Source organism: Legionella antarctica (genome assembly GCF_011764505.1).
GTDB classification, from domain to species: domain Bacteria; phylum Pseudomonadota; class Gammaproteobacteria; order Legionellales; family Legionellaceae; genus Legionella; species Legionella antarctica.
Genome location: NZ_AP022839.1, coordinates 1,407,119 through 1,432,634, shown reverse-complemented (window position 1 = coordinate 1,432,634; position 25,516 = coordinate 1,407,119). Strand labels below are relative to the sequence as shown.

Here is a 25,516-nt window from a genome sequence, read left to right as displayed (position 1 = left end):
CTCTATCCCTTACGCAAAATAAATTTATTGTTTCGCTAGAAATAAGCAAGTTTGTAATACTGAGTCAGGATTTAAAGAGACACTATCTATCCCTTCCTTCATCAACCATCGCGCAAAATCCTGATGATCTGAAGGCCCCTGTCCACAAATTCCTATATATTTATTTGCTTTTTTACAAGCTGAAATAGCCATATGTAATAAAGCTTTTACCGCCTCATCACGCTCATCAAATTGTGCAGCCACCAGACCGGAATCCCTATCTAACCCTAACGTCAACTGAGTCAAATCATTGGACCCGATAGAAAAACCATCAAAATACTCTAAAAATTGACTTGCAAGCAAGGCATTGGAAGGTAATTCACACATCATGATGATCCTCAAACCATGTTTACCACGTTCAAGTCCCTCTTTTTTTAATACCTGGATGACATTACTGGCTTCAGAGACAGTCCGCACAAAAGGAATCATCACTTCGACATTAGTCAATCCCATCTGTTCACGAACTCGTCTTACGGCGCTACATTCAAGAGCAAAACACTTAGCAAATGATGAGGAAACATAGCGGGAAGCTCCTCTAAAACCCAGCATAGGATTTTCTTCGTGTGGTTCGTATAACGTTCCGCCAACAAGATTTGCATATTCATTAGATTTAAAATCTGACAATCTTACAATAACTGGTTTTGGATAAAAGGCAGCAGCTATGGTTGCAATTCCTTCTTTCAATCGCTCAATGTAATATTCAACAGGCGAAGCATAAGCTGCAGTTTTCTCAGTGATAAATTTTTTAACCTCAAGGTCCTCCAGGATATCGAAATCAAGCAATGCCCTCGGATGAATACCTATAGTATTGGATATCAAAAACTCCAAACGCGCCAAGCCTACCCCCGCATTAGGAAAAGACTGAAACGCAAACGCTCTTTCAGGATTTCCTACATTCAACATCACTTTCATCGGTAATTCTGGCATCGTATCTACGTCAAGACTCACTCGTTCGAATGGTAATATATCCGCATAAACGAAGCCTGCATCCCCTTCAGCGCAACTTACAGTCACATCATCTCCATCTCTTATGGTTTTGGTAGCATCACCACATCCCACAACAGCGGGGATACCTAATTCACGAGCAATAATTGCAGCATGACAGGTTCTTCCTCCTCGATTAGTAACAATAGCAGAAGCACGTTTCATAACGGGTTCCCAGTCTGGATCAGTCATATCAGAGACTAATACATCTCCCGGTTGCACTTTATGCATTTCACTGATGTCTTTTATAATTCGGGCTTTACCTTGACCAATCCGTTGTCCAATGCTGCGTCCTTCAGCTAATACATTACCTCTTTTAGATAAGGTGTACCGTTCTAAAACTTGTTTGTTATCTCTACTTTTTACTGTTTCTGGACGAGCTTGCAGGATATACAAGTTCCCATTGATGCCGTCTTTAGCCCACTCGATATCCATAGGGCGGCCATAGTGTTTTTCTATTATTAATGCCTGACGTGCCAATTGCTCTATTTCTTCAGTATTTAGGGAAAATAATAATCGTTCTGCGGTATCTACCTCGACTGTCTTAACTCGTCTATCAAGATTGGGATCATCACAATAAATCATTTTCAGTGCTTTAGAACCAAGATTTCTACGAATCACAGCAGGCCTGCCTGCTTTTACTCCTAGTTTATGCACATAAAACTCATCAGGATTCACCGCTCCTTGCACCACCATTTCTCCTAATCCATAGGAAGAGGTAATAAATACGACTTGATCAAAACCAGACTCTGTATCCATCGTAAACATGACACCACTGACTGCCAAATCACTGCGGATCATTTGTTGAATGCCTGCGGATATAGCTACTTCATTATGGGAAAAATTATGATGAACCCGATAAGCAATGGCTCTGTCGTTAAACAAAGAGGCAAAAACGTGTTTTATTGAAATTAATACTGAGTCAACCCCTTTAATATTTAAAAAAGTTTCTTGTTGCCCAGCAAAAGAAGCGTCTGGCAAATCTTCTGCTGTCGCCGAGGAGCGGACAGCAACACTAAAGTTATCATGTCCAATTTGCTGAGCAAGGGTTTCATAGGCTGCACGAACCGCGTTTTCAAATTCAGGGGTAAAAGGAGTGTTGACGATCATGTCTCTGATATTTTTTCCAACTACTGCTAACTTACAAACATCTTCCGTATCTAAAGCAATCAATTGTTCATAGATCTTCTCATCAAGACCCTCACATGATAAAAACTCCCTGAATGAATCTGCAGTAGTTGCAAAGCCACCGGGGACAGCAACGCCTGCTGATGACAAATGACTGATCATTTCACCAAGAGAAGAGTTCTTACCACCAACCTGCTCCAGATCTCGCATACCTAGCTGTGCAAGATTAATAGTATGTGTTTTGACTGTCATAACTACCCCAAATCCTTAAAATGATAGTCATTCTACTTAAATTGTTAGTCTATTGGAATTAGAACCTTTGATGTCTATCTAAATGATTTAAAATGATGAGCATTAGAGAATTTAAAATGAGATATTTTGGAGGCTTGACAATGCGTCTTTAAAATTCCAACGTGCCGCGACTTGTTCGCGGCATCCAGAAATCCCCACAAAACATAAGAGTTTTTTGTTTTATGGGATCTAACTGGATCCCGCGAACAAGTCGCGGGACGTAGGGGATTTATACAGAAAATGATTTTAAGTTGTCTCAGTACCACTTCATATTCTATGTTAATAGATCTCAATAATTAAATGAGTAAATGAGATACAGAGATTTCGCTAAAGCCATCTTTATTGCTATTGTCAGAAAGCGCAATATGACATGCTGCAAGAGCTTGAGAAAACTCTTTATAAAAATTGTTTTCTCCAATGAGCATAATCATACCCATCTTCCGTAGTTTACTTTCTACCAGGGAGTTGGCTCCACTCATTATAACTCTTACTCCCCGTTTATGTAGGCCTTTTATAACTTCTTCCAAAGTTTGTAATCCTGTAATATCGCTAAAAGGAACCCAGCGCATTCTTAGAATCAGGATTTTTGGATCAGTATGTGTCACTGCCAAAACACGTTGAAACACTTCTACCGCACCGAAAAAAAATGGACCTTCAATTGAGTAAACCAATACTTCTTTTGGTAAAGCAGGTATGTTTTGTTGTTGCAATTCCTGAGCGAGCTGTTGCTCAGTCATTTGCTGTACTTCAACACTGGATGCCATTCGACGTATGAAATGTAAAATAGCGATGATTACACCTATGTTCACTGCAATAACCAAATCAACAAATACAGTTAAGAAAAAAGTTACTATTAAAACAACTATATCCGCTCTTGGAGCCACTTGGAGCAATTTAATAAAATGCTTTACTTCACTCATATTCCATGCAACTACAAACAAAATGGCTGCAAGCGAGGCCAAAGGAACATTAACAGCTAAAGGCGCCAGGAATAAAACAATTAAAATCAATGTTACCGAATGGATAATACCCGATAGAGGGCTGTTCCCACCATTTCGAATATTGGTGGCTGTTCTGGCAATTGCACCTGTTGCGGCAAACCCACCAAATAAAGGAGCTAATATATTGGCAACCCCTTGTCCTACCAACTCCCGATTAGAATCATGTTGCGTTCCTGCCATTCCATCTGCAACTACCGCAGATAATAGGGACTCTATAGCGCCCAACATCGCAATAGTAAAGGCAGGCCCCATTAATTCGATCACTCGGTCAAATGATATATCAGGTATTTCAAAAGAGGGTAGACCCTGTGGAACCCCTCCAAACATACTGCCTATGGTAGCAACCCCTTCAAAATGAAATACGGATTGCAAAAGAGTAGCAACAGTCAAGGCAGTCAGTGGGCCAGGTACACGTTTCAACCCAGGCAATTTATTAGAAAAGAGAACTAACAATAATGCAAATAAACCAAAAACAGTAGTTGGTACATTCAACTGAGGATATGACTGAATTAAATGCCACAGTTTTTCATGAAAATGATGACCGCTGACGGCAGGTAAACCAAAAAAATATTGCCATTGTCCTACCCAGATAACTACAGCAATTCCTGAGGTAAAGCCAATAATCACAGGATTGGGAATAAATTTGATAATCCCCCCAAAACGAGCCAGACCAAAAAAGAGCAACATAACCCCTGCCATCAGGCTAGCAATTTGTAACCCGGAAATACCATATTGGGCAGTGATACCAGATAATACTACGATAAAAGCACCTGTGGGTCCTGCAATTTGTAAACGACTTCCACCCATGATAGAGACAATCAAGCCAGCAACAATTGCCGTATACAATCCCTGCTCAGGTTTGGCTCCTGAAGCGATAGCGAATGCCATAGCCAAAGGTAATGCAACCACCCCAACAATCACTCCAGAAATAATATTCTGCAGCCAATATTTTTTTTGAAACAATCCAGCCTGGTATGATTCAATTATCGTTTTCATAAATAATGACCTAACTTGTTAGCGTTTGAGGGTATTATACGCACATGGAACAAAAATATGTTAATTTTGCTATATAATTTCTCAGTTTAATTCACATCTTGCCTCGCTTCTAATATCATATGTGCTTTATCATTTGGGCAAGCTACCTATGACACTTACAGCTTTAAACGCAATCTCTCCCATAGATGGTCGTTATATTAAAAAAACCAGAACTTTAAGCCCCTATTTTAGTGAATTTGCCCTGACTTATTATCGCTTAATGGTTGAGATCCGCTGGCTTGAGTCATTGGCCGCCAATACAGCGATTAGCGAGGTACCTTCATTAAATACTCAATCCAAGAAATTTTTATCTGATCTCATTGCTAATTTTGATGAAGCAGAGGCTGAAAAAATAAAGGAGTTTGAAAGACAAACGAATCATGATGTTAAAGCCATAGAATATTATCTTAAGGATAAATTTCAGAACAATAAAGCACTGAAAGAAATCGTAGGCTTCATTCACTTCGCCTGTACTTCTGAAGATATTAATAACCTGGCATATGCCTTGATGGTTAAACAAGCCATTGCTCAGGTAATTCAGCCTACCCTGGCTGAAATTATGGGTGGAATCACCCTGCTTGGTAAACAACATTGTGATGTTGCCATGTTGGGAAGAACCCATGGTCAACCAGCTACTCCGACAACCATGGGTAAAGAATTGGTCAATTTTGTCGCTCGCCTTAAAAGACCACAACAGCAATTAGCAGAGGTTCTGATCCCTGCTAAATTTAATGGAGCTGTTGGCAATTACAACGCTCATGTTGTTGCTTATCCTGAAGTTGACTGGCGTAAACATTGCGCTAATTTTGTTACTTCGCTGGGATTATCATTCAATCCCTATACAACTCAAATTGAACCTCATGATGGCATTGCTGAGGTATCGCAAATTATGGTGAGAATTAATAATATCCTACTGGATTATACTCAAGATATATGGAGCTATATATCTTTGGGATATTTCAAACAAAAAACAGTTGCTGCTGAAGTAGGTTCATCGACTATGCCTCATAAGGTGAATCCTATCGATTTTGAGAATGCCGAAGGAAATTTAGGGCTGTCTAATGCTTTATTTATTCATTTTGCCAATAAGTTAACTCAGTCACGTTTACAACGAGATTTATCAGACTCTACCGTGCTGCGTAATATAGGGGTGGCCTTTTCTTACAGTTTGATCGCGTACTATTCCATAACCAAAGGAAATGACAAGTTACAAATCAATAAACGCGTACTTGCAGAAGACTTAGAGGATAACTGGGAAGTACTAGCTGAAGCAGTACAAACCGTGATGCGTCGCTATAACGTTCCAGAGGCTTACGAGCAATTAAAAGCCCTAACCCGTGGGCAGGGTATTGATGCGGACAGTCTCAAAAACTTTATTCAGAATTTATCCATCCCTGATGAGGCAAAAGCACAGTTAACTGCTTTGAAACCAGCAACTTACACCGGTCTGGCTACTCAATTGGTCAAGGCATTCTCATGAATAACCTGTCACAACAAGGACAGAGTTTTGAGTTTGATGTCCTGGTTATAGGCACCGGATTGGCCGGGTTACAATATTGCTTACAAATACTAGCCCTCCAACCGCACCTTAAAATTGCCTTAATTAGTAAAGCAGAGTCTATAGAATGCAATAGTCGCTACGCTCAGGGTGGGATTGCTGCAGTGTTTTCCCCTGAAGATTCGCTGGAGTCACATATTGCTGATACCATTACTGCTGGCGACGGTCTTTGCTATTTACCCGCAGTAGAATTTATCATTCGCCAAGGTCCAGAAATTATCAAACAATTGGGTGAGTATGCTGTTCAATTCAAGCATAATAGCAATGGCAGCTTTAACCTGGCTCAAGAAGGTGGACACTCGCATCGCCGTATTTTTAACTGTGGTGATCAAACGGGTTTAACTCTGACTCAAACGCTGAACCATCTAGCTCAACAACAACCCCAAATACATTTTTTTGAACACCACATAGCTGTTAATTTAATCACTCAGTACCACCCGCATAGAACTGACAATCAAGGTGAAGTAGTAGGAGCCTACATATTAGATTGTGAGCTTAATCGCATTCATACTTTTTTGGCAAACTGTGTGGTTTTGGCAACTGGAGGAGCTGGTAAAACTTATCGGTACACCACGAATCCCATGGTTGCAACGGGCGATGGGGTTGCTATGGCATACAGGGCCGGGGCACGAGTTGGAAATATGGAATTCTATCAATTCCACCCTACCCTTCTACATCACCACTCCCTGAATAATTTTTTGATTTCTGAGGCAGTCCGAGGAGAAGGTGCATTGCTCAGAAACCCTGAAACAGGTGAGCGCTTTATGAAGCAGTACGCACCTGAGCAGCTTGAACTGGCTACTCGAGACATAGTTGCAAGAGCTATTTTTAGTGAAATAGAACGAAGTCAGACAGGATATGTGCATCTGGATATTACTCATCAAGGTAAAAATTTTCTAAAAAAACGTTTTCCTCAAATTTATAACACGCTTCAATCTATCGGCATTGATATGAGCCAGGATATGATACCCGTTGTCCCTGCAGCACATTATCAATGTGGTGGTGTACTTACTGACATCGATGGCCGAACGGACTTAAAGCGTTTATATGCTATAGGAGAAGTGGCCTTTACAGGTTTACATGGTGCCAATCGACTGGCTAGTAACTCGTTGCTTGAAGCATTGGTTATGGGTGCCAATGCAGCTCGTTGCACTCTCAAAGACATCTCTACTCCAATAAAATCTGGAGATAAAATATCTAACTGGAGTTCCCCTGGGGAGGTTAATGCAAGGCGCGCCAGCCAGATTAATGCCCAATGGCGAGGTTTAAGGGGAGAAATGACCTCTTATGCAGGAATCGTTCGAACTGAAGCGGGGCTCCAGGATTTGCTACAATTAATAATGAAACGTAAAAAAATAATCGATGAGTACTACTGGAAACATTGCATTACCCGAGACTTTATTGAGCTAAGAAACATCATCCTTAATGCGGAGTTGATTGTTAGAGCTGCCTTATCCAGAAGGGAGTCACGGGGAGGGCATTTTCGCGAAGACTTCCCCAAGAAAAATGCCAAGGCACAAGAGAGTATTGCTAAACTGGGGCCAATGGATTCCTTGGAATAAGAATTAATTTAATCACCAATTAACCACCTACCCAATTACCAGAGGTACACGTGATGTTTGAACATTCTACCGATTACCAACCAGAAACCACTTTAATGCATATCCACAATGATATGAGCATTTGTCAAAGTGATTACCCTATCGACTGGTATCAAGAAGATTTTATTCCTTATGCACAGGAGTATCAGGCTTTACCCGATCGTAAACTCACTACCGTGTTGGAATGGATGAAGCCCTATCTTAAAAAAGCACAAAATCATTTTGGCGATAAATTATTATTACTGGCCCATTATTATATGGGTGGTGATATTGTGAGATTGATTGAACAATTTGGCGGTAAAATTGGCGACTCCTACCAATTAGCTTTAATGGCAGCAAATCATCCCGAAAAATCAGTGATTATTGAATCAGCCGTTCATTTTATGGCTGAATCAATCAGCATCTTGGCAAGTTCTGATCAACAAGTCTATATAACAAACCCAAAGTCAGGATGCACGATGGAGATGCTCGCTAAAGACTTTATGGTTGAGCCCGCCTTCCTGGATTTAAATGAACGTTATGGCGCTGACAATATTTTACCCGTCTGTTATATGAACACTTCTGGACGGGTTAAAGCAATGACTGGAGCACAAGGTGGAGCAGTGTGCACCAGTTCTAATGTAAAAAAAATAGTTCAGTGGGCGCAGAAAAAAAATAAAAAAATTCTGTTCATTCCTGATCAGCATATGGGGGAAAATGTAGCTTATTGGTTAGGAATAAAAAATCTCGCCTATTGGCCAGGAGGAACTGCAGGAGCTCACTACTCCCTCCCAGACCAGGATCAACAAACTCTAAACCAATTTGATAAAGCTGAGTTAATTCTGTTTGCAAGTCAATGTGCTGTCCATACAGTGTACCAGCCTGAAATGTGTGACTACTGGCACAGTCAAAACTATACCACTATAGTTCATCCTGAATGCCGTAACGAGGTTATCAAAGTGGCTCAACACTCAGGTTCTACTGCATTTATCTGGGATTATGTGGTTCATGATCGTGCTGGAACAAAGCAATATGCCATTGGTACTGAAAACCATATGGTAGAAAATCTAAAGCAATACTGTAAAAATTTAGGTATTAAAGTAACTAATTTGGCTGAAGCACCAAAAAATAGTGAGGAAAAAGGGGTAGGCTGTGGCTGCGCGACCATGTCACGTAATGATCCACCTCATCTCGTCGCCCTCATTGATCTATTGCGCCAAGGTAAAAGTATGGCTTATAACGAAGTAAAAGCTGGAGATGTGATCAATGAATTTACTGGAACCAGAAACAGGCTTACCTTAAACAATCAGCAGTGGGTTATTGACAATGCTAAAAAATCATTAGAAATGATGATTAATATTACTGAAGATAGGATTTAATACTTGATTAGCCTTATAACAACCCTCAACTAATTTCTTTATTGTTGGGGGCTCTTATTCCTTTTGCATTTCTGGCATATTTTTAACATCGGAAATTGTTTTTCCAGCAAGTGGATATTCTTTTTCAATTGAATTAATAAAAGCCAGAAGATTATCATTAGACGTGTAGCCTTCTTTAATCTTAAACATCAAAGCATATATAAAGTTAGCTCTTTGAACGTATTCAGCTCGTTCCGGATAAGCTTTATCATATAAAAGACGCTGTATATTCTGTCTCATCGTCGATAGTTTATTTAGTATAACCTGCTTAAAGATTATAGCCTGCGGTGTATCGTCACTTAATGGTACATCTGATCCTGAATGCGTTGGGGAATTATCTATTTGTTTCATGATTGATAACCCTTATATGATGAATCAGTTAATGGCAGAATATTTTGTTTAAAATGATAAGCCATTTCAGCCACGGTGTGTTTCTAACCCTGTATATAAATTATAGGCTCTGGAAGTAAAAAACCCAAATTTTGGCTATTTCCTAACACCATTATCCAGCCGTATAAAACTGACACGCGGTCAAACCCTGAGTACAAATAAAACCCCCAGGGGTATCTATCCAATTATAATCTATACGAGCTGGTATTTTGGTACGGACTTGCCACCATATAGAATAGTCACCAACTGAGTTGGTATAGGTACAAACAACTCCTTGACCATACCCTGCCACCAGAATATTAGCACCTATAAATCGAGTATTCTCTTCACCTTGAGGGCGATTAGGTGAAAATGGATTCTCAAGCCATGGAGCTGGGGGAACGCCCCATCTTAAAGAAGTAGTTTGAGGATCAGGACAACTAGTGGCTAGGGTTACGGTACTAAACTTTACAAAAAATAATCCAATAAATAGAGCATTAGTCTTTATCATAAGTACCTCATTAACTTCTTTAACATCAATATGCCTGACACTATTTACTATCCTATTATTTGGTAAGCCTGGGATAAAAGTCAAATTAGACCTAAGTTTTAATAAGGATCAAATTAGATTAGAGCTGATGGATGGATGGATGGATACCAATTTAGTCTAATTACATCAGTTTGAGAAGACCTGCCTCGGAGTTACAGCATTAACTCAAGACCTGCTTAAATATTTATTAAATAATAATTCGTTCAGGGCATTGTTAGATTCCGTAACTTTGTTATAATGACCGCGCGTGCCGGGGTGGCGGAATTGGTAGACGCGCCGGATTCAAAATCCGGTGATGGTGACATCGTGTCGGTTCGAGTCCGACCCTCGGTACCATTGAGACATTTTGTAACAGTTCTCAATGGTTCAAAACGGCACATAACTCCTTGATTCTTATTGTAATAACACTGACTTCTACTTCTCAAACCTTTCTCAACTATTCGTTATTTTTCGCATATAACCGCGAGCACTTTGGGTAAGGTTTTTTATCCTTCTTTCAACAAACAAAAGCAATTATGCTTCCGAGGAATTGCCAAACTTTGGCATCTAAAAATCTTCATCGTTGGAAAGCTATATCACGCGATCGTCATTATAAAAGTCTTGTACGTGATGTTTATCCCCTGATAGGTGAAAAGCCCATGGATGAAATAACAAAAGCAGATCTCTTACACATTGTCCAACCTCATGAGTTAAAAGTTTATCATGAGATAGCTCACCGCTTATACGCCAGACTACCAAGCATTTTTGATTTTGCTGTAAGTGCTGATTTTTATACTCGCATTTTTCAATGCTCGTAAGTGGTTTTTATTTCTCTCTATAAAACCACTTAATATGCCAGTATATGGAATTGGAACACACCTTTTGAGTTTCATGGTTGAAATGTTACTAAGGGTCGTTTTGTGGTCACATAAACGGTTCTGTTGGTAGAAAAATACACGCGAAACAGCTTCATATAAAAATCAGCAGAAATTCATTTATGATGAGTAATATAAATATTTTTTATTTGCTACCAGTTACAAAGGGATAAAATCAAAAAGTTGCTTGTTTCACCTTGGAGTTTAAGTTCTCCTGTGATTGAATTTCAAGTGGTGAATTCCCTTTAGTTTGATCTTTAATCATAATTAAAAAAGGAATAAAAGCCAACGCAAGCAGGATAGATAGCTCATACAAACCCACCCATCCTAAACTCATCTGAATACTGGCAGCAATAGGGCCAGAAAGAATTCGGGGTAATGTTGATAAGGCAACTAACATAGAAAATTGGGTTCCGGTAAACTGCTTATTAACCAAACGCATAAATAAAGTAACTAAAGCAGTGGAGGCCAAACCTGCGGCAAAATTATCTGAAAAAACTGCAATAGATAATAAAGTAATGTTTTTACCCTGTATTGCCAAGGCCACGAATAATAAATTTGTCAGTGCCTGTAAGAATCCAAAGAGAAACAAAGCTCGATATAAACTATAGCGTAGCAATAAAAACCCTGCAGTCAATCCTCCTAATAAAATAGAAGCTATACCCAACATTTTATTAACATAACCAATAGTCTCCAGAGAAAATCCTAGTCCCTGAATCAAAAATGGCATCACAATACCGCTGGTCGTGGTAGTAAAGGCCTCACCTAATTTGTAACAAAAAATAAATAAAAGAAGAGGGATAACTCCCGGACGAGTTAATAATTCTTTGACTGGAGCGATAAACGAGAAAGCAAAACTATTTTTTTCTTTAATTTTTATCGAAGGTTCCTGACTAAGCAAGACAGCAAAACTCCCGATTAGCATAGCGAAGCCCATGAAACGATAGGTAAAAGCCCATCCTAGTTTTTCAGCCATAATTAAGGCCAGACCACCAGATAACAACAAAGCTAATCTATAGCCAAATACGGCCAAAGAGGCTCCTAGCGCATGTTGATTAGGAGGAAGATATTCTGCTCTGTGTGCATCAATTGCCACATCTTGTGTAGCTGAAAAGCAAGCAAGGATTAAAGCTATAAAAGCTATAAATTTAGGGTATTGTTCAGGAGTAAACCATGCCATTAGATTAAATCCTACTAGCAAGAGTATTTGCATAGTAATGATCCAACTCCGTCTTTTACCCATCTCAAACAACGAGTAGCGATCTAAAATGGGACCCCAGAAAATACGATAGGCATAAGGTAAACTAACTAAACTTAACGCACCGGTAGCAAGTATGGACATGCCATTACTGGAAAACCATGCTTGAAGGGTGCTGCTGATTAAAGCCATTGGCAAACCAGAAGAAAAACCTAAAATGAAAACGATAAACAAACGTTTATTCATTTTTTAAAACCGCTCAATTGAATTACCTATAAAAAAGACTTCACCCTGAAAACGGAGTTCAGGGTGAATAAAAGAAACATTAAGCAGGTTTTTTTACTGAAATTAAATGAATCTTAAAGATTAAGGTTTCATTTGGACCGATTGGGCCACCGACACTACGTGAACCATAGGCAAGGTTTGCAGGAACATAGATTTCCCAGGTAGAACCAGCAGGCATTAATTGTAACGCTTCAGTCCAACCAGGAATAACTTGTGATACCTGGAATGTTGCCGGTTTACCGGTCTTTTCTGTACTGTCAAATACAGTTCCATCAATCAAATGACCAGTATATTCAACAGTTACTGTATCTGTTTTACCAGGTTTTGCGCCAGTACCAGAGTCAATAATTTTGTATTGCAAACCACTTGGTAATACAATTACACCAGTTTTACTTTTATTTTCCTTTAAAAACGCTTCACCTCTTGATTTGTTTTCATCAGATTTTTTATTGAATTCAGCAGAGCGTTTTGCCATTAAATCTTTCTGGAATTTATTCAGAACATCTTTCATTTGTTGTTCAGTCAAAATCAATTGAGTACCACTCATACCATCTTGCATTCCCTTAGCTAATGCTTCTGGATTGATATCAATACCTTGAGTTTTGAAGTTTTTACCTAAATCAGCACCAATACTATATGACAATTTATCTTTGTCTGTAGCTAATGATGTTGCATCGGGTGCAGCCATTGCTGTTGACATTGCCAGCCCCATGACGGCCGCAGTGACCAATTTCATCTTCATAAACAATCCCCTTTTAGTCTTTCTTTGATTACTTATCTTCCCTACTGTACAACCAGAAAGATAGAACATTGTAAAAATGCCCATTCATTCTGCCTAAATTCCCATAAAATTACCAGCCAAAACCACTATTTAATTACAAATAGACAAATACCGTTTATCCTTCTACACTTGCCTTTAAATAGACATGGGATTTAATCGTATGAACATTAGTGTATTTGATTTATTTTCTATTGGTATTGGCCCTTCGAGTTCACATACTGTTGGTCCAATGCTATCTGCTAATGCTTTTTTAAAGTTACTTGAATCACATCATCTTTTTGAAAAAACTCAGCGTATAAAAGTAGAACTCTATGGCTCCTTAGCCCTAACTGGTAAAGGACATGGTACGGATAAAGCAATTTTAAACGGCCTTGAGAATAAAGCTCCTGAAACCGTTCTTCCTGAATCCATGGTGCCTCGGATGCACGAAATACGTGACACGCATACGCTTAATTTGGCTGGCAGAAAAAATATCACGTTTAACGAAGCCACTGACTTTCTATTTTTGCAGAAAGAACTGTTACCTAAGCATACTAACGGGATGCACTTTTCTGCCTTCGACGATCAAGGTAGTTTGTTAGTTGATCAAGTTTATTATTCAATTGGTGGGGGCTTCATCACCACCGAAGAAGATTTTAATAAAGCCACCGAAGACTCTAATCCGCCACCCTATCCCTTCTCAACTGGAGAACAGTTATTAAAATTGTGTAAGGAAAATAAAATCACCATTGCTGAATTAATGATGATAAATGAACAGACCTGGCGCACTCCAGAAGAAATTCAGCGCGAAATTATGGCTATAGCGAAAGTAATGGATGACTGCATTGTGAGCGGATGCAAGCACGATGGAATCTTACCTGGCGGCCTTAATCTGAAAAGACGAGCTCCCGATCTCTATAGAAAATTAGTGGATCAAAAAGGGATTAAAAGTATTTTTGAACAATCAGACATCATGAACCATTTGAATCTGTATGCTATGGCGGTCAATGAAGAAAACGCCGCTGGAGGACGCATCGTCACAGCACCGACCAATGGCGCCGCTGGAATTATTCCAGCGGTACTAAAATATTGCCAAATGGCTCATGATAAAATGAATAATGAGGACATCTACACTTATTTTCTTACCGCAGCCGCTATTGGAATCCTCTATAAAAAAGGCGCCTCTATTTCTGGTGCTGAAGTTGGTTGTCAAGGGGAAGTAGGCGTTGCCTCCTCTATGGCCGCAGCAGGTCTCACCGCGGTACTTGGCGGTACTATCGAGCAGGTAGAAAATGCAGCTGAAATTGCCATGGAACATCATTTGGGAATGACCTGTGATCCCGTCTTGGGACTAGTACAAATCCCCTGTATTGAACGTAATGCAATGGGGGCTGTAAAAGCAGTTAATGCTACGCGAATGGCTCTCATAGGTGATGGGCAACATCATATTTCACTGGATAAAGTTATTAAAACGATGAAACAGACTGGAATGGACATGCAAAGTATCTACAAAGAAACATCAATGGGTGGTTTGGCTGTCAATTTGCCAGAATGCTAGTTACTCTGTTTATTAAAGAATGATTAACAAGCCAGGCTCGCAAGTTACGACCTGGCTATTAAGAAAAGAATTTTTGGGGTACAATTATTTCAATGGAATTAATTTCTATATTTCTATACTAGACTTAGCATAGAAAACAATTAAAAAGGATTTTTTTATGGACTCATTACATTCTTTATTTTTAGCACAAGCCATAGGGCTGTATCTGGTTATTATTGCCATTATTATGGTTGCTCGCGGTAGTTATTATCAAAATCTATTAAGCCATTATAAAGGAGATAGTTCTGTTATCGTTTTGGCTGCTTCTTTAGGATTAATTTTGGGTGTTATTCTCATTATTATTCATAATATCTGGGTATGGGATACAGAAATATTAATTACATTTATAGCCTGGTTTTTATTGATTAAATCGATACTGTGGCTGTCTTTACCAGAATACATGGTACATGTTACCAAAAAAATGAATTCTGGATGGGGATATTATGTTATACCAATAATATCCGCTATTATAGGCGTCCTTCTGATGGCCTACGGTTTCTACAAGTATCAATTAATTCACTTTTGATTAGCTCTAAATATCTAGTTAACAACTCTCTTGTTTCCCCAAAGTAACTATGGGCAACAAGAGAGGGTTAATGACTCCTATAAATCAACCTTCACACCTCGAATATTGATAGTTAATGCTTTATGAACGAATAAAACCACAAAAACAAGCAGCCAGAAACCTCCCAACACTCCTATAAAGGCATACAAAGGCGAACTACTTATATAACCCATAGCTATTACCGCAAGGGTCGCACTGATCATATTGATAAAACTCATCATAGCAGCACTGCTGGCTTTATCATCAACTGCGTTCGAAGCAATATAAGAACCACCGGCAAACAATAAACCACTAAATAAATACATTAATAAAGTGCTGGTGAAAAACCAAAGGACAGAGTCATTTCCTGAATAGACCATCCAAATCATACACATTAAACCTGATGCAGTGCCACTCAAACCCAAGAAAACTACTTTATCAGCCCCATACCTTTGTAATAGCTCCTTGGCCAATAATCCCCCCACTAACATTCCCACCATATTAATAAGATTCCAATAGCCATATTCTGCCGGTGATAAATGAAAACATTCCATCACTATTTGTGGTCCAGCCGCTGAATAGCAATATCCTATTGCAGAACAAAGACCAACCACCAGAGAATAGACTACTAAGGAGCCTGAAGTTAAAACGCTCCGGTAGTCGTTAATTATGGAGCCTAAATTAATTGCTTCGGGTGTAGTTAATGTTTCATCAAATATTTTTGTTCCATAAAGCATCAGCAATCCATGCCCTAACAGAAGTATAAAACAATTCTCCCAATGGCTGTATTGAGTAATTACTCCCCCTATAATTACCGCTAATCCAATACCGAGTGTAAAGGATAATATGGTGTAGGCCATTGCTGCTCTTCTTTGCTCAGCAGGTAACCATTCGTTAATTAACATAAAGGTACATGCTAAGCCACTTGCAGCACCCAAGGCATTAATAAACCTTCCCATGATTAATATCGGGTATGAACGTAGGAAAAAGGCAGAAAAACAAATTAGAATACCGATAAGATTTATAACTAAACCGGTACGTAGAGCAATGATGCGCCCAAACCGATTTGCAAGAGGTCCATAAATCAGCTGACCAAATACATAACCAACTAAAAAAGCAGAGACTACCCACTCAACCTGACCTTGAGGTAAAGCATACTGATGCTGAATTTCTGGTAAGGCAGGAGTAATGATTGCTGCAGAAAAAGAAGCAATAGAAATATAACTTAATAGCCAAAACACGTTAAAAAAGGGCATTACGATTCTCCATAAATTGTAGGAGGATTTTTATTTCGCTATAAAGCCGCTGTCAATTAGTCTTCGAGGTATCGCGACTTGCTCCATGAGTATAGTTATACGTCAGCAAACATAAGATACTTAAAGATGGCTGGCTTTCTGAATATGGCAAGCAATTGCGACACGTCTCGAATTTAAGTCGGATCATTGATAACCTCTGTTATTAGAAGGCGGGGCAATAAACGAAACCAAATCCACCGATCAATTAGTACCATTTAACCGATTATAATAATTAACTATTATTTAATAAATAGGATAAATGGTCATATATAGTTAACTATTGGTTACTAATAGCCAGGCTTTAGAAGAATTACTAGAAAAAAATAAATCGCTAACAGCATATCCCACTACTGCTGCTAGCTCATCATTGATGAAAAGTAACGGAATTTTAGCTCTTAGCCAAGGAGGGATAGCCCACTCCTGAAATAATTTTTTTAACTGCTTGGTCTGACCATGCCAACAGAAGTGCTCTCCCCCCTCTCGAAACCTAAGCACAACTTTAGCTTTTGGAGGAACTATTAAACCCTGCTTTGTTTTTTTTGCAGTTACATAAAAATTATATTCTGTTAGAGCCAAAGGTAATGGAAACTCTGTCCACTCAATACAATTCGGTAAACTAAGTTCTTTTTTTTTGTCCAAATAAAGATGCTGTTGGTAACGACGTACTTGAATCTCACCCCAGCTTACTATAGGGGTCGCATCTAAACCAGCACATATCAACTCATGAATCAATCGTTGGAATGTAGCTGTAGAAGGCAACTGAATTTGATTTTTTTTCAACCAAACACGTAACACATTCGTCAATCGCTCTGTACTTAATTTTTTTAAAGGCTCAATAAATAACGAATTCCTGGGAACCAATAACTCTTTATTATCACCAATAGCCAGATCATCCAAATTAGCTTTGGCTTGCTGACAATGAATCGAAGTCCTGGCTATATTCCCTGCTACTCCAGGCCATTTTTTTAACAGAAGAGGCATTATTTGATGACGTAAATAATTACGCGAATAGTTAATCTCTAGATTGCTTTCGTCCTCAATCCATTTTAATTGATGACTGGCCGCATAGTGTTCAAGCTGTTCTCTAGAATAGATTAACAATGGTCTGGCTAATGCTCCCAGTCCCAAAGCACTCAACTCACTCATAGCAGCTAAACCATCTACACCCGCTCCTCTAAAAAGTTGCAAAAGCACGGTTTCAGCCTGATCATCCTGGTGATGGGCTAAAACCAAGCAATCCCGCTGTGCCTCTAATAAAGATGAGAAAACTGTATAGCGCGCAATTCTCGCCTGTTCCTCTACATTTGCAGAACGATCAAACTGTACCGAACGAGCAAGAAAATCAATCCCTGAATTCAGACAAAATTGTTCACAATGATTTTGCCAATACTCAGCATTTGAGCTAATGCCGTGATTGATGTGTACAGCGATTAATTTATGACGTAATAAAGAGTGGGTAGCAAGTACGTGCAGTAATACTGTAGAGTCCAGTCCGCCACTAAACCCTATAATTAATTTATTGAACTCTCTAAGGCGAGCTATCCATTCTGCATTAAGTAAGGACTTAGTCACAGGCCCCCATAGCCATAAATTTCTGATACCTAAGCTCTATCAATTTATCTGCTGGCAATTTTTGCAATTCATGTAGTTCAGTAGTTAATATTATTTTCAAGCGGCGAGCCATATCATCAACATCACGATGAGCACCTCCTAAAGGCTCAGGGACAACCATATCCACTAGTTTATTTTCAGCTATTTTATTTGCGGTAATCCCCATAGCTCGGGCAGCTTCACAGGCCTTTGCGGCGTCTTTCCATAATATCGATGCACAACCTTCAGGAGAAATTACAGAATAAATACCAAACTGCAGCATTAATACTCTATCCCCTACTCCAATGGCTAATGCTCCCCCAGAACCTGCCTCACCAGTTACAGTGCAAATAATTGGTGTTTTAAATCGTGACATGGCAAAAAGGTTTCGCGCAATAGCCTCAGATTGGTTTCTTTCTTCAGCACCAATACCAGGATAGGCTCCCGCCGTATCGATAAAAGTAAATATAGGAACATTGAATTTCTCAGCCATTCTCATCAAGCGCAATGCCTTTCTATACTCTTCAGGACGAGCCATCCCAAAATTGCGGTATACTTTTTCTTTAGTACGTTTTCCTTTCTGATGACCTAGAACCATAACAGGCTCACCATTCAAGCGCGCCAGTCCACCAATAATTGCAGGGGCAGAAGAATGACTTCTATCGCCGTGCAGCTCCTGAAAGTCGGTAAAAATACGTTCAATATAATCAGTAGTCTGGGGTCTGAGGGGATGTCTGGCCATTTGTGCGATCTGCCAAGGTTCTAAATTAGAAAAAACATGGGAGGTCAAATCAGAACATTTAGCTTCAAGTTTCGCTATTTCATCACTTAAATTTACTTCGTTATCAGTACCTATCATACGAAGTGCTTCAATTTTCTGATTCAACTCTTCTATAGGTTGCTCAAAATCCAAAAATTGTCGGCTCATTGATTACTCTTTGGTAAATTAAAATTCATGGTATATGATACTCTTAACCGTTAACTGACGCCAGATTCAAAGCACATCATATGACAATTACAGGATTTACCCCTTTAAACACACAAAACTGTATTTTAAATGAATCACGCGTTGATCTATGGCAATTTTCCCTGCAGCATGAATTAAACGTTTCCTATCAACTGTTAAGTGTAGATGAGAAAGCTCGAGGCGACCGATTTTACTTTAGCCGGCATAGGCGGCGTTTTACTACCGCAAGGACTGCTTTGAGAATTATTCTGGGGCGATATCTGAATACCGCCCCAGAACGCTTGGAATTTACCTACAGTTCTCATGGTAAACCAGCTGTAATAAACTCACAAAAACTGCAGTTTAATATAAGTCATACTGGGGACCTTGCCCTGTTAGCTATAGGCAAAGGCCACCCTCTAGGTGTAGATGTAGAGCATTACTCTGCGCGCCCCTACGAAGGCATAGCAAAAACTCTATTCTCGGTTCAGGAATTTGAAGAGTTTAAAAAAGTGCCTACAAAATTAAAACCTGCTGTTTTTTTTCATGTATGGGCACAAAAAGAAGCATTTATTAAAGCCTGCGGACTTGGTCTTTCTTATCCCACCAAAGAATTTACTGTCCCTACCACAATGCCCACGAAACAATTAGTCAAAGATCCTCTTCACAAGATCACTTGGCAATTACGCTCCTTCATGCCAGGAGTGGCCTGCAGTGGCGCTCTATGCTACCATCCCACAATAAGGGAGCTTCGTCACGGATTGCTGCAACTCCAACCGAATTTCATCCTGAGATACTAATTTATATGATCCAATTTACACACTCTCAACTTATCCTGCTTCAAATCCTTGGGGACGGTTACTGTCATAGCGGTAATGAATTAGGGGACGTATTAGGAATTACTCGCTCTGCAATTTGGAAACAAATAAATCAATTGATTGATTTAGGAGTGCCAATTACACGATTGCCACACCAAGGTTACCAATTGCCAAACAAACTCGTCTTATTAAATGTTGAGGAAATCTCCAGCCATTTGAATGCTAACCATCTTTCGTCACTTTTTAACCTTCATTTATTTACCTCTATAGATTCAACAAATCGTTATTTAAAAGATTTACCCATTAGTTCGAACCTTGATGTGTGTTGCGCTGAAATACAAACTCAGGGGAGAGGACGATTTGGCAGAGTTTGGCACTCTCCATTTGGAGAAAATATTTATTGCTCCAGTCGTTGGAGTTTAAATTGTGATCTCAGCAGGCTATCAGGTTTAAGCCTCATAACCAGTTTGGCCATACTGGCATCCATCCACCAGCTCAGCTCATTACCGGACATCAAGATAAAATGGCCAAATGATATTTTATGGGGAGATAAAAAATTATGTGGCATCCTGATTGAGATTCTTGCAGAATCAAATAGTAATGCGCAGGTAATCATTGGCATAGGGTTAAATGTTAATACCGATACTAAAAACTACCCACTATCGGATAAACCCTGGTGTTCCTTATATGAACTATTAAACCAGAAATTTAATCGTAATATATTAATTGCGAACCTTATTGGCAACCTTGAGCGCTATTTAATTAAATTCATAAACAAAGGGCTTGATGCTTTTATTGACGAGTGGAGTAAATTTGACTATCTGCAAGGTAAACACATTACCGTTACACAATCATCAGGAGCTATTTCAGGAATTGCCCGAGGTATTAATCAGGCAGGGATGTTAATTTTAGAAAATGAACAGGGTATAAGGCATTACCTTTCTTCAGGAGATACCTCTTTACAATCACGTTTAGAGTGATAAACCGGGCTGAAGTTTTATAATGTGTCAGAAAGTGGCTAACCAGGCTGCTGTAGTTTATGAGTCCTTTATATCACTGGGCTGGTATTAGCCTAGTGAGCAGAAGTGAGACTGGGTGAAGGTCGTACGGACTTTCACCCAATATTCTAGTGTTTTGTTTTTCCTGAATTGCCCAAAAGCCACTCCTTACATACATCCAGCTCATCAGCAATTTTTTGCATCGAGCTGGAGTCAAAAGCAATAACACCATGAAGTAAAGCTTCAATTTTAAATTTGGGTAATCTAAAAAGTTTAGAACACACTTGGACGCGATCGGTCATTAAAGTAGGTACACCAAGTTCATCAAGCTCACTGTTCAAACGCTCAGTTAGTTTTTTGTTTGACATGATAGTCTCCTCCAGGCTTTTTATCAGTGTAAAACACTTAAGCTTAAGGATTGATTAACAAATAAATTTTAAAGAAAAAATTACTTTGTGTCGGACAAAAAAGGTATATTGCATTTCCCACTAATCCATAGACATATTTTTTAGTATATTCCCCATTGCCTCATCTATGGTTACAGCCGCTATCCAGTATACGACTCAAATATAAAAAAAGTGATTGGTGTCATCCATATAAAAGATCTGTTTGCAGATTTATTATTAAAAAAAGAAATTGGCAGTTTAGCTCCTTATATTCGTCCCGTGTTAAAAATTTCTCATAAATTACCTGCAATGGATCTTTTGCGTAAATTCCAGGAAGGAATGCCCCATTTTGCCCTTGTTTACAAAAGTAAAGACAGCTTGCTTGGATTCATTACTCTAGATAATTTGTTACATATTTTAATTGAGCGCATTAAGGATGAATTCCATAAAACCCATGATGATTGGGTAAAAAACTCTGATGGCTCATTTACTACTAAGGGACAAGTGTTCCATTTATTCACTTGAAAGAGCATTGGATAGCGATATTACAGTCACCGCCGATGAAGAAAATCTGGATACACTTTATGGACTTATTATTACCCGGTGGGAAATTGCCAAAAGAGGGCTGTGACGAACCACTCGTTTTATATTGCTCAATCCTATATTTCGCACCAATGTAGGATTAATTCAAAATTATTGAGAATTTGCTACGGAATATCGGCTCAATAACACCATCCCAATATTTGTTTCGTTGCGACATGACAGCTCCAGATAATTAAGGAGCGGTTAGATTGAATTAATTTATGTGGGGTGTAACTAACTCATCTAATTGGATGGGTGAAAGACTTGAAAAAAACCAGATAATGACCTAGTTGCTAGCACATTGAGATACCAACTGCTTTATAGGGCTTTACATAATTGTGAAACGCATACATACATTATGTTTAAAATCCGTCTCTTCCGGGAGTTGAAGTAATTTCAGTTAAATAAGCAACATTTTTTTCAAACGCTTTGCGATCAAAAATACTATAGAAAAAAAGTAAGAATTTTTTATTCCACGAAAACGTGTAATTTTCATTTTTCGAAAAGGCTAGATATACTGGCGGCTTATTTATCCATTTAGAAAAATTATATTGAGGATATTCTTTATATTGCGCAAAATCATTAATTGAATGGATATCATGAACTACTAGTCGTGAATCATCTTTTAGGGCTTGTTTCAGTAATCCATTTACTTCATAAAATGACAATCCTCTTTTATTGACCCAAATGTCCATTTCAAGATTATCTTGAACAATAAAGGTAGAGTTTTCTCGAATTATTTTGGATTGTTTAAATTGTTCTGATAATGACTGTTGGTAGAACCAATCCAAATCATAAAGATAATAAGTATGAAGAGCTTGAACAATAAACGATGAGATGAGCAACGGTACGGCAAGCACAGGGATTCTTTTATTAATTTTTGCACTCATCATTACCAAGTAATAGATAAGAAAGGACATACCAAGAGGGATAAGAATTTGGCTTCGAGAATCCCAAGAAAGGTTTTGGGGCAACTTTCCAACAACGCAATAAGGAAACACGGCTAAAAAAAACAATACTAAACCCATAATGAGGACTGTTTTGATTTCTCGCCAAGAACGTTCGTTTGATTTTTCTAGCATTGATGAGACACCCATTTTTTTCAAAATGTGCATCACTAAATAAAACACAGCTATCGTAAGTATAGGTAGACGAACTGCTGTGGTTAGAGCATGAACTATAGGCACATAAAAGGAGGTCAAAAAGCTTTTAAGAATTAAATCCAAGATTTGGAAAAAATTAAAACCAATTGAGTTATAATTTGCATATAAACCGTAAGGCTGTAAAAAAGAATGTTTTAAGATAAAAAATAATATCGGTAAACAAATAAAATCAGGATATTGAATAAAAAAGGGTTTAATAAGCAGCGTAATCCTTTTTATCATAGACAATTGCTGCGTTTGAAAGCCTCTAGTCGAGCCTATATTTTTTTGATAAATATTCCAAAGAATATAAAATAATACAGTAGCATAAAAAACAAGCAGTGACTCTAGGGAAAAAGAGATAAGAAACAGGGCTAAACTCAGGGCGCGATAATAATGTTTTTTCTTGTTATCCAGGTATAGAGATAAGAGAAAAAATGCAGCAAAAAAGAGAAAAAACGTAACAATTGACGCAGTGCTTACCAATGCAGCTCGCGCATCATCCAAGGGAGCCAGCAGAAATAATAAGGTCAAAAGTAATGCCGTTGATTTATTAAATAATTTAGTTTTTTGTAAAATATACAGTAAAAATATACCGGAAAGAAAATAAGTAACAAACGTTAATATTCGATAAATATAAATGCTATTACCCATTTTTTGTAAAAATAGTTGTACATAGGCCATCCAAGGATAACCGCTTTGCGCATACATGACTTTTAAAGTTTGCGGCTTTTGAAAAACAAAAACCCAATCATCCCAATACACACCATTATAATTGAGCAATAAAAAGATATAGGTCAGAAAATACAACATAAACAAACGATGGATGCTGGTATTTTTAAATTGGTTTAATAGATTCATTTTATTAGGGGTGTATTCTCAAGTTAAAAAGCGATAGTATACTGCTCTATAAGATATTTGCCATAGATTCTGTACATGAAAAGAATTGCAATCAGTCAATCCAATTATATTCCCTGGAAAGGCTATTTTGACATGATAGCTGCGGTTGATGAGTTTATTTTGTATGATTGCATGCAATATACACGTAGAGATTGGCGTAACCGAAATCAAATAAAAACGCCGCAAGGCATTCAATGGCTAACGGTGCCAGTAATCGCGAAAGGACGATATTATCAGGCCATTAAAGAAACCATGATTGATGGTGACATATGGGCAATGATGCATTGGAAATCCCTGATACAAAATTATCGTCGTTCAGAGTATTTTAACGAGATAGCTGACTGGCTAGAGCCACTTTACACTCATCCCTCTTCCTGCTTATCCGAGTTAAATAAAAACTTTATCAAAGCAGTCTGTGGTTATTTAGGAATTAAAACCATCATTAGTACCTCCGCTGATTACATTTTAATTGAAGGGAAAACAGAGCGCTTGGCTGATTTATGTCTTCAAGCAGAAGCTAGTGAATATATTTCAGGACCTTCTGCTAAAGACTATATTGATGAGGAGGTATTTGAAAAAAATAATATTACACTATCCTGGTTCGACTATACAGGTTACCCCGAATACCCCCAACTTTGGGGTGATTTCGTTCACGGAGTTAGCATTCTCGATTTGTTATTTAATTGCGGTAAGGATACCTATAATTATATGAGATACGTATCATTATGAAATTATCTATTGTTGCAACCCTATATCATTCTAAAGATTATGTGGTTGAATTTTATAATCGTATGACCGCTGTGGCTCAACAGTTGGCGGGTGATGATTATGAAATCGTTTTAGTGAATGATGGTTCTCCTGATAACAGTCTTGAAATTGCAGTAGAGTTAGTTGAGAAAGACTCTCATGTTGTTGTGGTCGATCTATCACGCAATTTTGGTCATCACCATGCCATGAGAGCTGGCTTGGAACAATCCAAAGGCGACCAGGTTTTTCTTATTGATAGTGATTTAGAAGAAGAGCCAGAGTGGCTGTTATCCTTTGCGGAACAAATGGCTACTGAAGATGCTGATGTAATCTATGGGATACAAAAAGAAAGAAAGGGTAAGCGTTTTGAACGTTGGAGTGGTGCTTTATATTACACTATCTTAAATTGGCTATTAAATATTAATCATCCGCGCAATATTACTACAACACGTTTAATGACGCGCCGTTATGTCAATGCACTTTTAAGCCATAAAGAAGTGGAAACCGTTATTTCGTGTTTATGGGTTATTACCGGTTTTAAACAAAGTCCTCAACTTATAAAAAAATACAGCAATAGTCCCTCAACTTATGGATTATTCAAAAAATTTAATCATTTGGTGAATGCCGTTACGTCCTTTAGCGCAGCCCCATTGAGAATGATCTTCTTTTGCGGTACTTTGGTTTTTTTAATTTCCGTTTTATTCGCCTCGCATTTAATTATTGGTCGACTCTTTATGTCCAAACCAGTAGAAGGATGGACGTCCATCATGGTTTCAGTGTGGATGTTGGGTGGCATGATTATTTCCTTTATTGGTATTATAGGAATGTATTTAGCAAAGATATTTTTAGAAACAAAGCAAAGACCTTATGCAATTATTAGGAACATATATGGGAAATCAGACGAGTAATATTAATTCGAGT

At 38.4% G+C, this 25,516-nt stretch carries 22 protein-coding genes, 1 tRNA gene and 1 pseudogene; 13 read left to right on the top strand and 11 right to left on the bottom strand.

Annotated features, from left to right (window positions below; genetic code table 11):
- Positions 1 to 24: 24 nt before the first annotated feature.
- Both ppsA and HRS36_RS06825 read right to left on the bottom strand, forming a co-directional pair.
- Entirely contained in the window at positions 25 to 2,403 is a 2,379-nt protein-coding gene (gene ppsA, locus HRS36_RS06830; protein ID WP_173236716.1) for a phosphoenolpyruvate synthase, read from the bottom strand.
- A 335-nt stretch (positions 2,404 to 2,738) separates the two neighbouring features.
- Positions 2,739 to 4,439, bottom strand: a complete 1,701-nt coding sequence (locus tag HRS36_RS06825) for a SulP family inorganic anion transporter (protein ID WP_173236715.1) — start codon at positions 4,437 to 4,439, stop codon at positions 2,739 to 2,741.
- A gap of 148 nt (positions 4,440 to 4,587) precedes the next feature.
- Here HRS36_RS06825 and purB point away from each other — a divergent pair, with 148 nt between their 5' ends.
- Genes purB through nadA form a run of 3 tightly spaced genes read left to right on the top strand, consistent with a single transcriptional unit; the run spans position 4,588 to position 8,995 of the window.
- Complete coding sequence (purB, locus tag HRS36_RS06820; protein WP_173236714.1) at positions 4,588 to 5,958, top strand: adenylosuccinate lyase; 1,371 nt, start codon at positions 4,588 to 4,590, stop codon at positions 5,956 to 5,958.
- Complete coding sequence (gene nadB, locus HRS36_RS06815; RefSeq protein ID WP_173236713.1) at positions 5,955 to 7,598, top strand: L-aspartate oxidase; 1,644 nt, start codon at positions 5,955 to 5,957, stop codon at positions 7,596 to 7,598. Before purB ends, nadB begins: the two co-directional genes overlap by 4 nt.
- A gap of 53 nt (positions 7,599 to 7,651) precedes the next feature.
- Positions 7,652 to 8,995, top strand: coding sequence for a quinolinate synthase NadA (gene nadA / locus HRS36_RS06810; RefSeq protein ID WP_173236712.1), 1,344 nt, complete (start codon positions 7,652 to 7,654; stop codon positions 8,993 to 8,995).
- A 54-nt stretch (positions 8,996 to 9,049) separates the two neighbouring features.
- On the opposite strand, the gene HRS36_RS06805 is transcribed toward nadA, so the two are convergent.
- The gene (locus tag HRS36_RS06805) at positions 9,050 to 9,385 is read right to left on the bottom strand and encodes a hypothetical protein (protein WP_173236711.1); all 336 of its coding nucleotides are present in this window, start codon (positions 9,383 to 9,385) and stop codon (positions 9,050 to 9,052) included.
- Between the two features lie 151 nt (positions 9,386 to 9,536).
- Positions 9,537 to 9,914 carry a DUF3757 domain-containing protein gene (locus HRS36_RS06800; protein ID WP_173236710.1) on the bottom strand — a complete coding sequence of 126 codons (378 nt, stop codon included), beginning with the start codon at positions 9,912 to 9,914 and terminating at the stop codon, positions 9,537 to 9,539.
- Positions 9,915 to 10,202: 288 nt separating this feature from the next.
- Between HRS36_RS06800 and HRS36_RS06795 the strand changes: the two genes are divergently transcribed.
- Both HRS36_RS06795 and HRS36_RS06790 read left to right on the top strand, forming a co-directional pair.
- A tRNA-Leu gene (locus tag HRS36_RS06795) sits at positions 10,203 to 10,289 on the top strand.
- A 203-nt stretch (positions 10,290 to 10,492) separates the two neighbouring features.
- Entirely contained in the window at positions 10,493 to 10,750 is a 258-nt protein-coding gene (locus HRS36_RS06790; RefSeq protein WP_173236709.1) for a phage integrase central domain-containing protein, read from the top strand.
- Positions 10,751 to 10,982: 232 nt separating this feature from the next.
- Here the strand turns inward: HRS36_RS06790 and HRS36_RS06785 are convergent, their stop codons facing one another.
- Both HRS36_RS06785 and HRS36_RS06780 read right to left on the bottom strand, forming a co-directional pair.
- Positions 10,983 to 12,251 carry an AmpG family muropeptide MFS transporter gene (locus tag HRS36_RS06785; RefSeq protein ID WP_173236708.1) on the bottom strand — a complete coding sequence of 423 codons (1,269 nt, stop codon included), beginning with the start codon at positions 12,249 to 12,251 and terminating at the stop codon, positions 10,983 to 10,985.
- 79 nt (positions 12,252 to 12,330) lie between these two features.
- The gene (locus HRS36_RS06780; RefSeq protein ID WP_173238484.1) at positions 12,331 to 13,032 is read right to left on the bottom strand and encodes a BamJ family beta-barrel-assembly machinery protein; all 702 of its coding nucleotides are present in this window, start codon (positions 13,030 to 13,032) and stop codon (positions 12,331 to 12,333) included.
- A gap of 199 nt (positions 13,033 to 13,231) precedes the next feature.
- On the opposite strand from HRS36_RS06780, the gene HRS36_RS06775 reads away from it, so the two are divergent.
- Both HRS36_RS06775 and HRS36_RS06770 read left to right on the top strand, forming a co-directional pair.
- On the top strand, positions 13,232 to 14,608 hold the full coding sequence (locus tag HRS36_RS06775; protein ID WP_173236707.1) for an L-serine ammonia-lyase: 1,377 nt from the start codon (positions 13,232 to 13,234) through the stop codon (positions 14,606 to 14,608).
- A gap of 157 nt (positions 14,609 to 14,765) precedes the next feature.
- Positions 14,766 to 15,173, top strand: a complete 408-nt coding sequence (locus tag HRS36_RS06770; RefSeq protein ID WP_173236706.1) for a hypothetical protein — start codon at positions 14,766 to 14,768, stop codon at positions 15,171 to 15,173.
- Between the two features lie 77 nt (positions 15,174 to 15,250).
- Here the strand turns inward: HRS36_RS06770 and HRS36_RS06765 are convergent, their stop codons facing one another.
- The 3 genes from HRS36_RS06765 to HRS36_RS06755 form a co-directional block, all read right to left on the bottom strand.
- Entirely contained in the window at positions 15,251 to 16,447 is a 1,197-nt protein-coding gene (locus tag HRS36_RS06765) for an MFS transporter (protein ID WP_173236705.1), read from the bottom strand.
- A gap of 312 nt (positions 16,448 to 16,759) precedes the next feature.
- A complete protein-coding gene (gene tilS / locus HRS36_RS06760) occupies positions 16,760 to 18,058 on the bottom strand; it encodes a tRNA lysidine(34) synthetase TilS (RefSeq protein ID WP_173236704.1) in 1,299 nt (432 codons plus the stop codon).
- Complete coding sequence (locus HRS36_RS06755) at positions 18,051 to 19,004, bottom strand: acetyl-CoA carboxylase carboxyltransferase subunit alpha (RefSeq protein ID WP_173236703.1); 954 nt, start codon at positions 19,002 to 19,004, stop codon at positions 18,051 to 18,053. Before HRS36_RS06755 ends, tilS begins: the two co-directional genes overlap by 8 nt.
- Before the next feature lie 80 nt (positions 19,005 to 19,084).
- Here HRS36_RS06755 and HRS36_RS06750 point away from each other — a divergent pair, with 80 nt between their 5' ends.
- Together HRS36_RS06750 and HRS36_RS06745 are read left to right on the top strand one after the other, a co-directional pair.
- Entirely contained in the window at positions 19,085 to 19,822 is a 738-nt protein-coding gene (locus HRS36_RS06750; RefSeq protein WP_173236702.1) for a 4'-phosphopantetheinyl transferase family protein, read from the top strand.
- Between the two features lie 5 nt (positions 19,823 to 19,827).
- Positions 19,828 to 20,820, top strand: coding sequence for a biotin--[acetyl-CoA-carboxylase] ligase (locus HRS36_RS06745; RefSeq protein ID WP_173236701.1), 993 nt, complete (start codon positions 19,828 to 19,830; stop codon positions 20,818 to 20,820).
- 146 nt (positions 20,821 to 20,966) lie between these two features.
- Here the strand turns inward: HRS36_RS06745 and HRS36_RS06740 are convergent, their stop codons facing one another.
- Positions 20,967 to 21,206 carry a hypothetical protein gene (locus HRS36_RS06740; RefSeq protein WP_173236700.1) on the bottom strand — a complete coding sequence of 80 codons (240 nt, stop codon included), beginning with the start codon at positions 21,204 to 21,206 and terminating at the stop codon, positions 20,967 to 20,969.
- A 147-nt stretch (positions 21,207 to 21,353) separates the two neighbouring features.
- Here HRS36_RS06740 and HRS36_RS18950 point away from each other — a divergent pair.
- Positions 21,354 to 21,413 (top strand): annotated as a pseudogene (locus HRS36_RS18950) (hypothetical protein); the annotation flags it as partial.
- Positions 21,414 to 21,416: 3 nt separating this feature from the next.
- Positions 21,417 to 21,749, top strand: a complete 333-nt coding sequence (locus tag HRS36_RS18650) for a CBS domain-containing protein (RefSeq protein ID WP_226905597.1) — start codon at positions 21,417 to 21,419, stop codon at positions 21,747 to 21,749.
- A 419-nt stretch (positions 21,750 to 22,168) separates the two neighbouring features.
- Here the strand turns inward: HRS36_RS18650 and HRS36_RS06730 are convergent, their stop codons facing one another.
- Positions 22,169 to 23,713: a hypothetical protein gene (locus HRS36_RS06730; RefSeq protein ID WP_173236699.1), complete on the bottom strand. Its 1,545-nt coding sequence runs from the start codon at positions 23,711 to 23,713 to the stop codon at positions 22,169 to 22,171.
- Between the two features lie 171 nt (positions 23,714 to 23,884).
- Between HRS36_RS06730 and HRS36_RS06725 the strand changes: the two genes are divergently transcribed.
- Together HRS36_RS06725 and HRS36_RS06720 are read left to right on the top strand one after the other, a co-directional pair.
- On the top strand, positions 23,885 to 24,577 hold the full coding sequence (locus tag HRS36_RS06725) for a WbqC family protein (RefSeq protein WP_173236698.1): 693 nt from the start codon (positions 23,885 to 23,887) through the stop codon (positions 24,575 to 24,577).
- Positions 24,574 to 25,503: a glycosyltransferase family 2 protein gene (locus HRS36_RS06720; protein ID WP_173236697.1), complete on the top strand. Its 930-nt coding sequence runs from the start codon at positions 24,574 to 24,576 to the stop codon at positions 25,501 to 25,503. The genes HRS36_RS06725 and HRS36_RS06720 overlap by 4 nt, the downstream gene beginning before the upstream one ends.
- The last annotated feature ends 13 nt before the right edge of the window (positions 25,504 to 25,516 follow it).

Excerpts from the sequence above, each read along its gene's own strand:
- ppsA (WP_173236716.1), bottom strand. The coding sequence starts at position 2,403 with ATGACAGTCAAAACACATACTATTAATCTTGCACAGCTAGGTATGCGA.
- HRS36_RS06750 (WP_173236702.1), top strand. The coding sequence starts at position 19,085 with ATGACAATTACAGGATTTACCCCTTTAAACACACAAAACTGTATTTTA.
- HRS36_RS06765 (WP_173236705.1), bottom strand. The coding sequence starts at position 16,447 with ATGCCCTTTTTTAACGTGTTTTGGCTATTAAGTTATATTTCTATTGCT.
- HRS36_RS06725 (WP_173236698.1), top strand. The coding sequence starts at position 23,885 with ATGAAAAGAATTGCAATCAGTCAATCCAATTATATTCCCTGGAAAGGC.
- HRS36_RS06805 (WP_173236711.1), bottom strand. The coding sequence starts at position 9,385 with ATGAAACAAATAGATAATTCCCCAACGCATTCAGGATCAGATGTACCA.
- HRS36_RS06800 (WP_173236710.1), bottom strand. The coding sequence starts at position 9,914 with ATGATAAAGACTAATGCTCTATTTATTGGATTATTTTTTGTAAAGTTT.
- HRS36_RS06770 (WP_173236706.1), top strand. The coding sequence starts at position 14,766 with ATGGACTCATTACATTCTTTATTTTTAGCACAAGCCATAGGGCTGTAT.
- purB (WP_173236714.1), top strand. The coding sequence starts at position 4,588 with ATGACACTTACAGCTTTAAACGCAATCTCTCCCATAGATGGTCGTTAT.
- nadA (WP_173236712.1), top strand. The coding sequence starts at position 7,652 with ATGTTTGAACATTCTACCGATTACCAACCAGAAACCACTTTAATGCAT.
- HRS36_RS06775 (WP_173236707.1), top strand. The coding sequence starts at position 13,232 with ATGAACATTAGTGTATTTGATTTATTTTCTATTGGTATTGGCCCTTCG.
- nadB (WP_173236713.1), top strand. The coding sequence starts at position 5,955 with ATGAATAACCTGTCACAACAAGGACAGAGTTTTGAGTTTGATGTCCTG.
- HRS36_RS06740 (WP_173236700.1), bottom strand. The coding sequence starts at position 21,206 with ATGTCAAACAAAAAACTAACTGAGCGTTTGAACAGTGAGCTTGATGAA.
- HRS36_RS06825 (WP_173236715.1), bottom strand. The coding sequence starts at position 4,439 with ATGAAAACGATAATTGAATCATACCAGGCTGGATTGTTTCAAAAAAAA.
- HRS36_RS06755 (WP_173236703.1), bottom strand. The coding sequence starts at position 19,004 with ATGAGCCGACAATTTTTGGATTTTGAGCAACCTATAGAAGAGTTGAAT.
- HRS36_RS06745 (WP_173236701.1), top strand. The coding sequence starts at position 19,828 with ATGATCCAATTTACACACTCTCAACTTATCCTGCTTCAAATCCTTGGG.
- HRS36_RS06780 (WP_173238484.1), bottom strand. The coding sequence starts at position 13,032 with ATGAAGATGAAATTGGTCACTGCGGCCGTCATGGGGCTGGCAATGTCA.
- HRS36_RS06720 (WP_173236697.1), top strand. The coding sequence starts at position 24,574 with ATGAAATTATCTATTGTTGCAACCCTATATCATTCTAAAGATTATGTG.
- HRS36_RS06785 (WP_173236708.1), bottom strand. The coding sequence starts at position 12,251 with ATGAATAAACGTTTGTTTATCGTTTTCATTTTAGGTTTTTCTTCTGGT.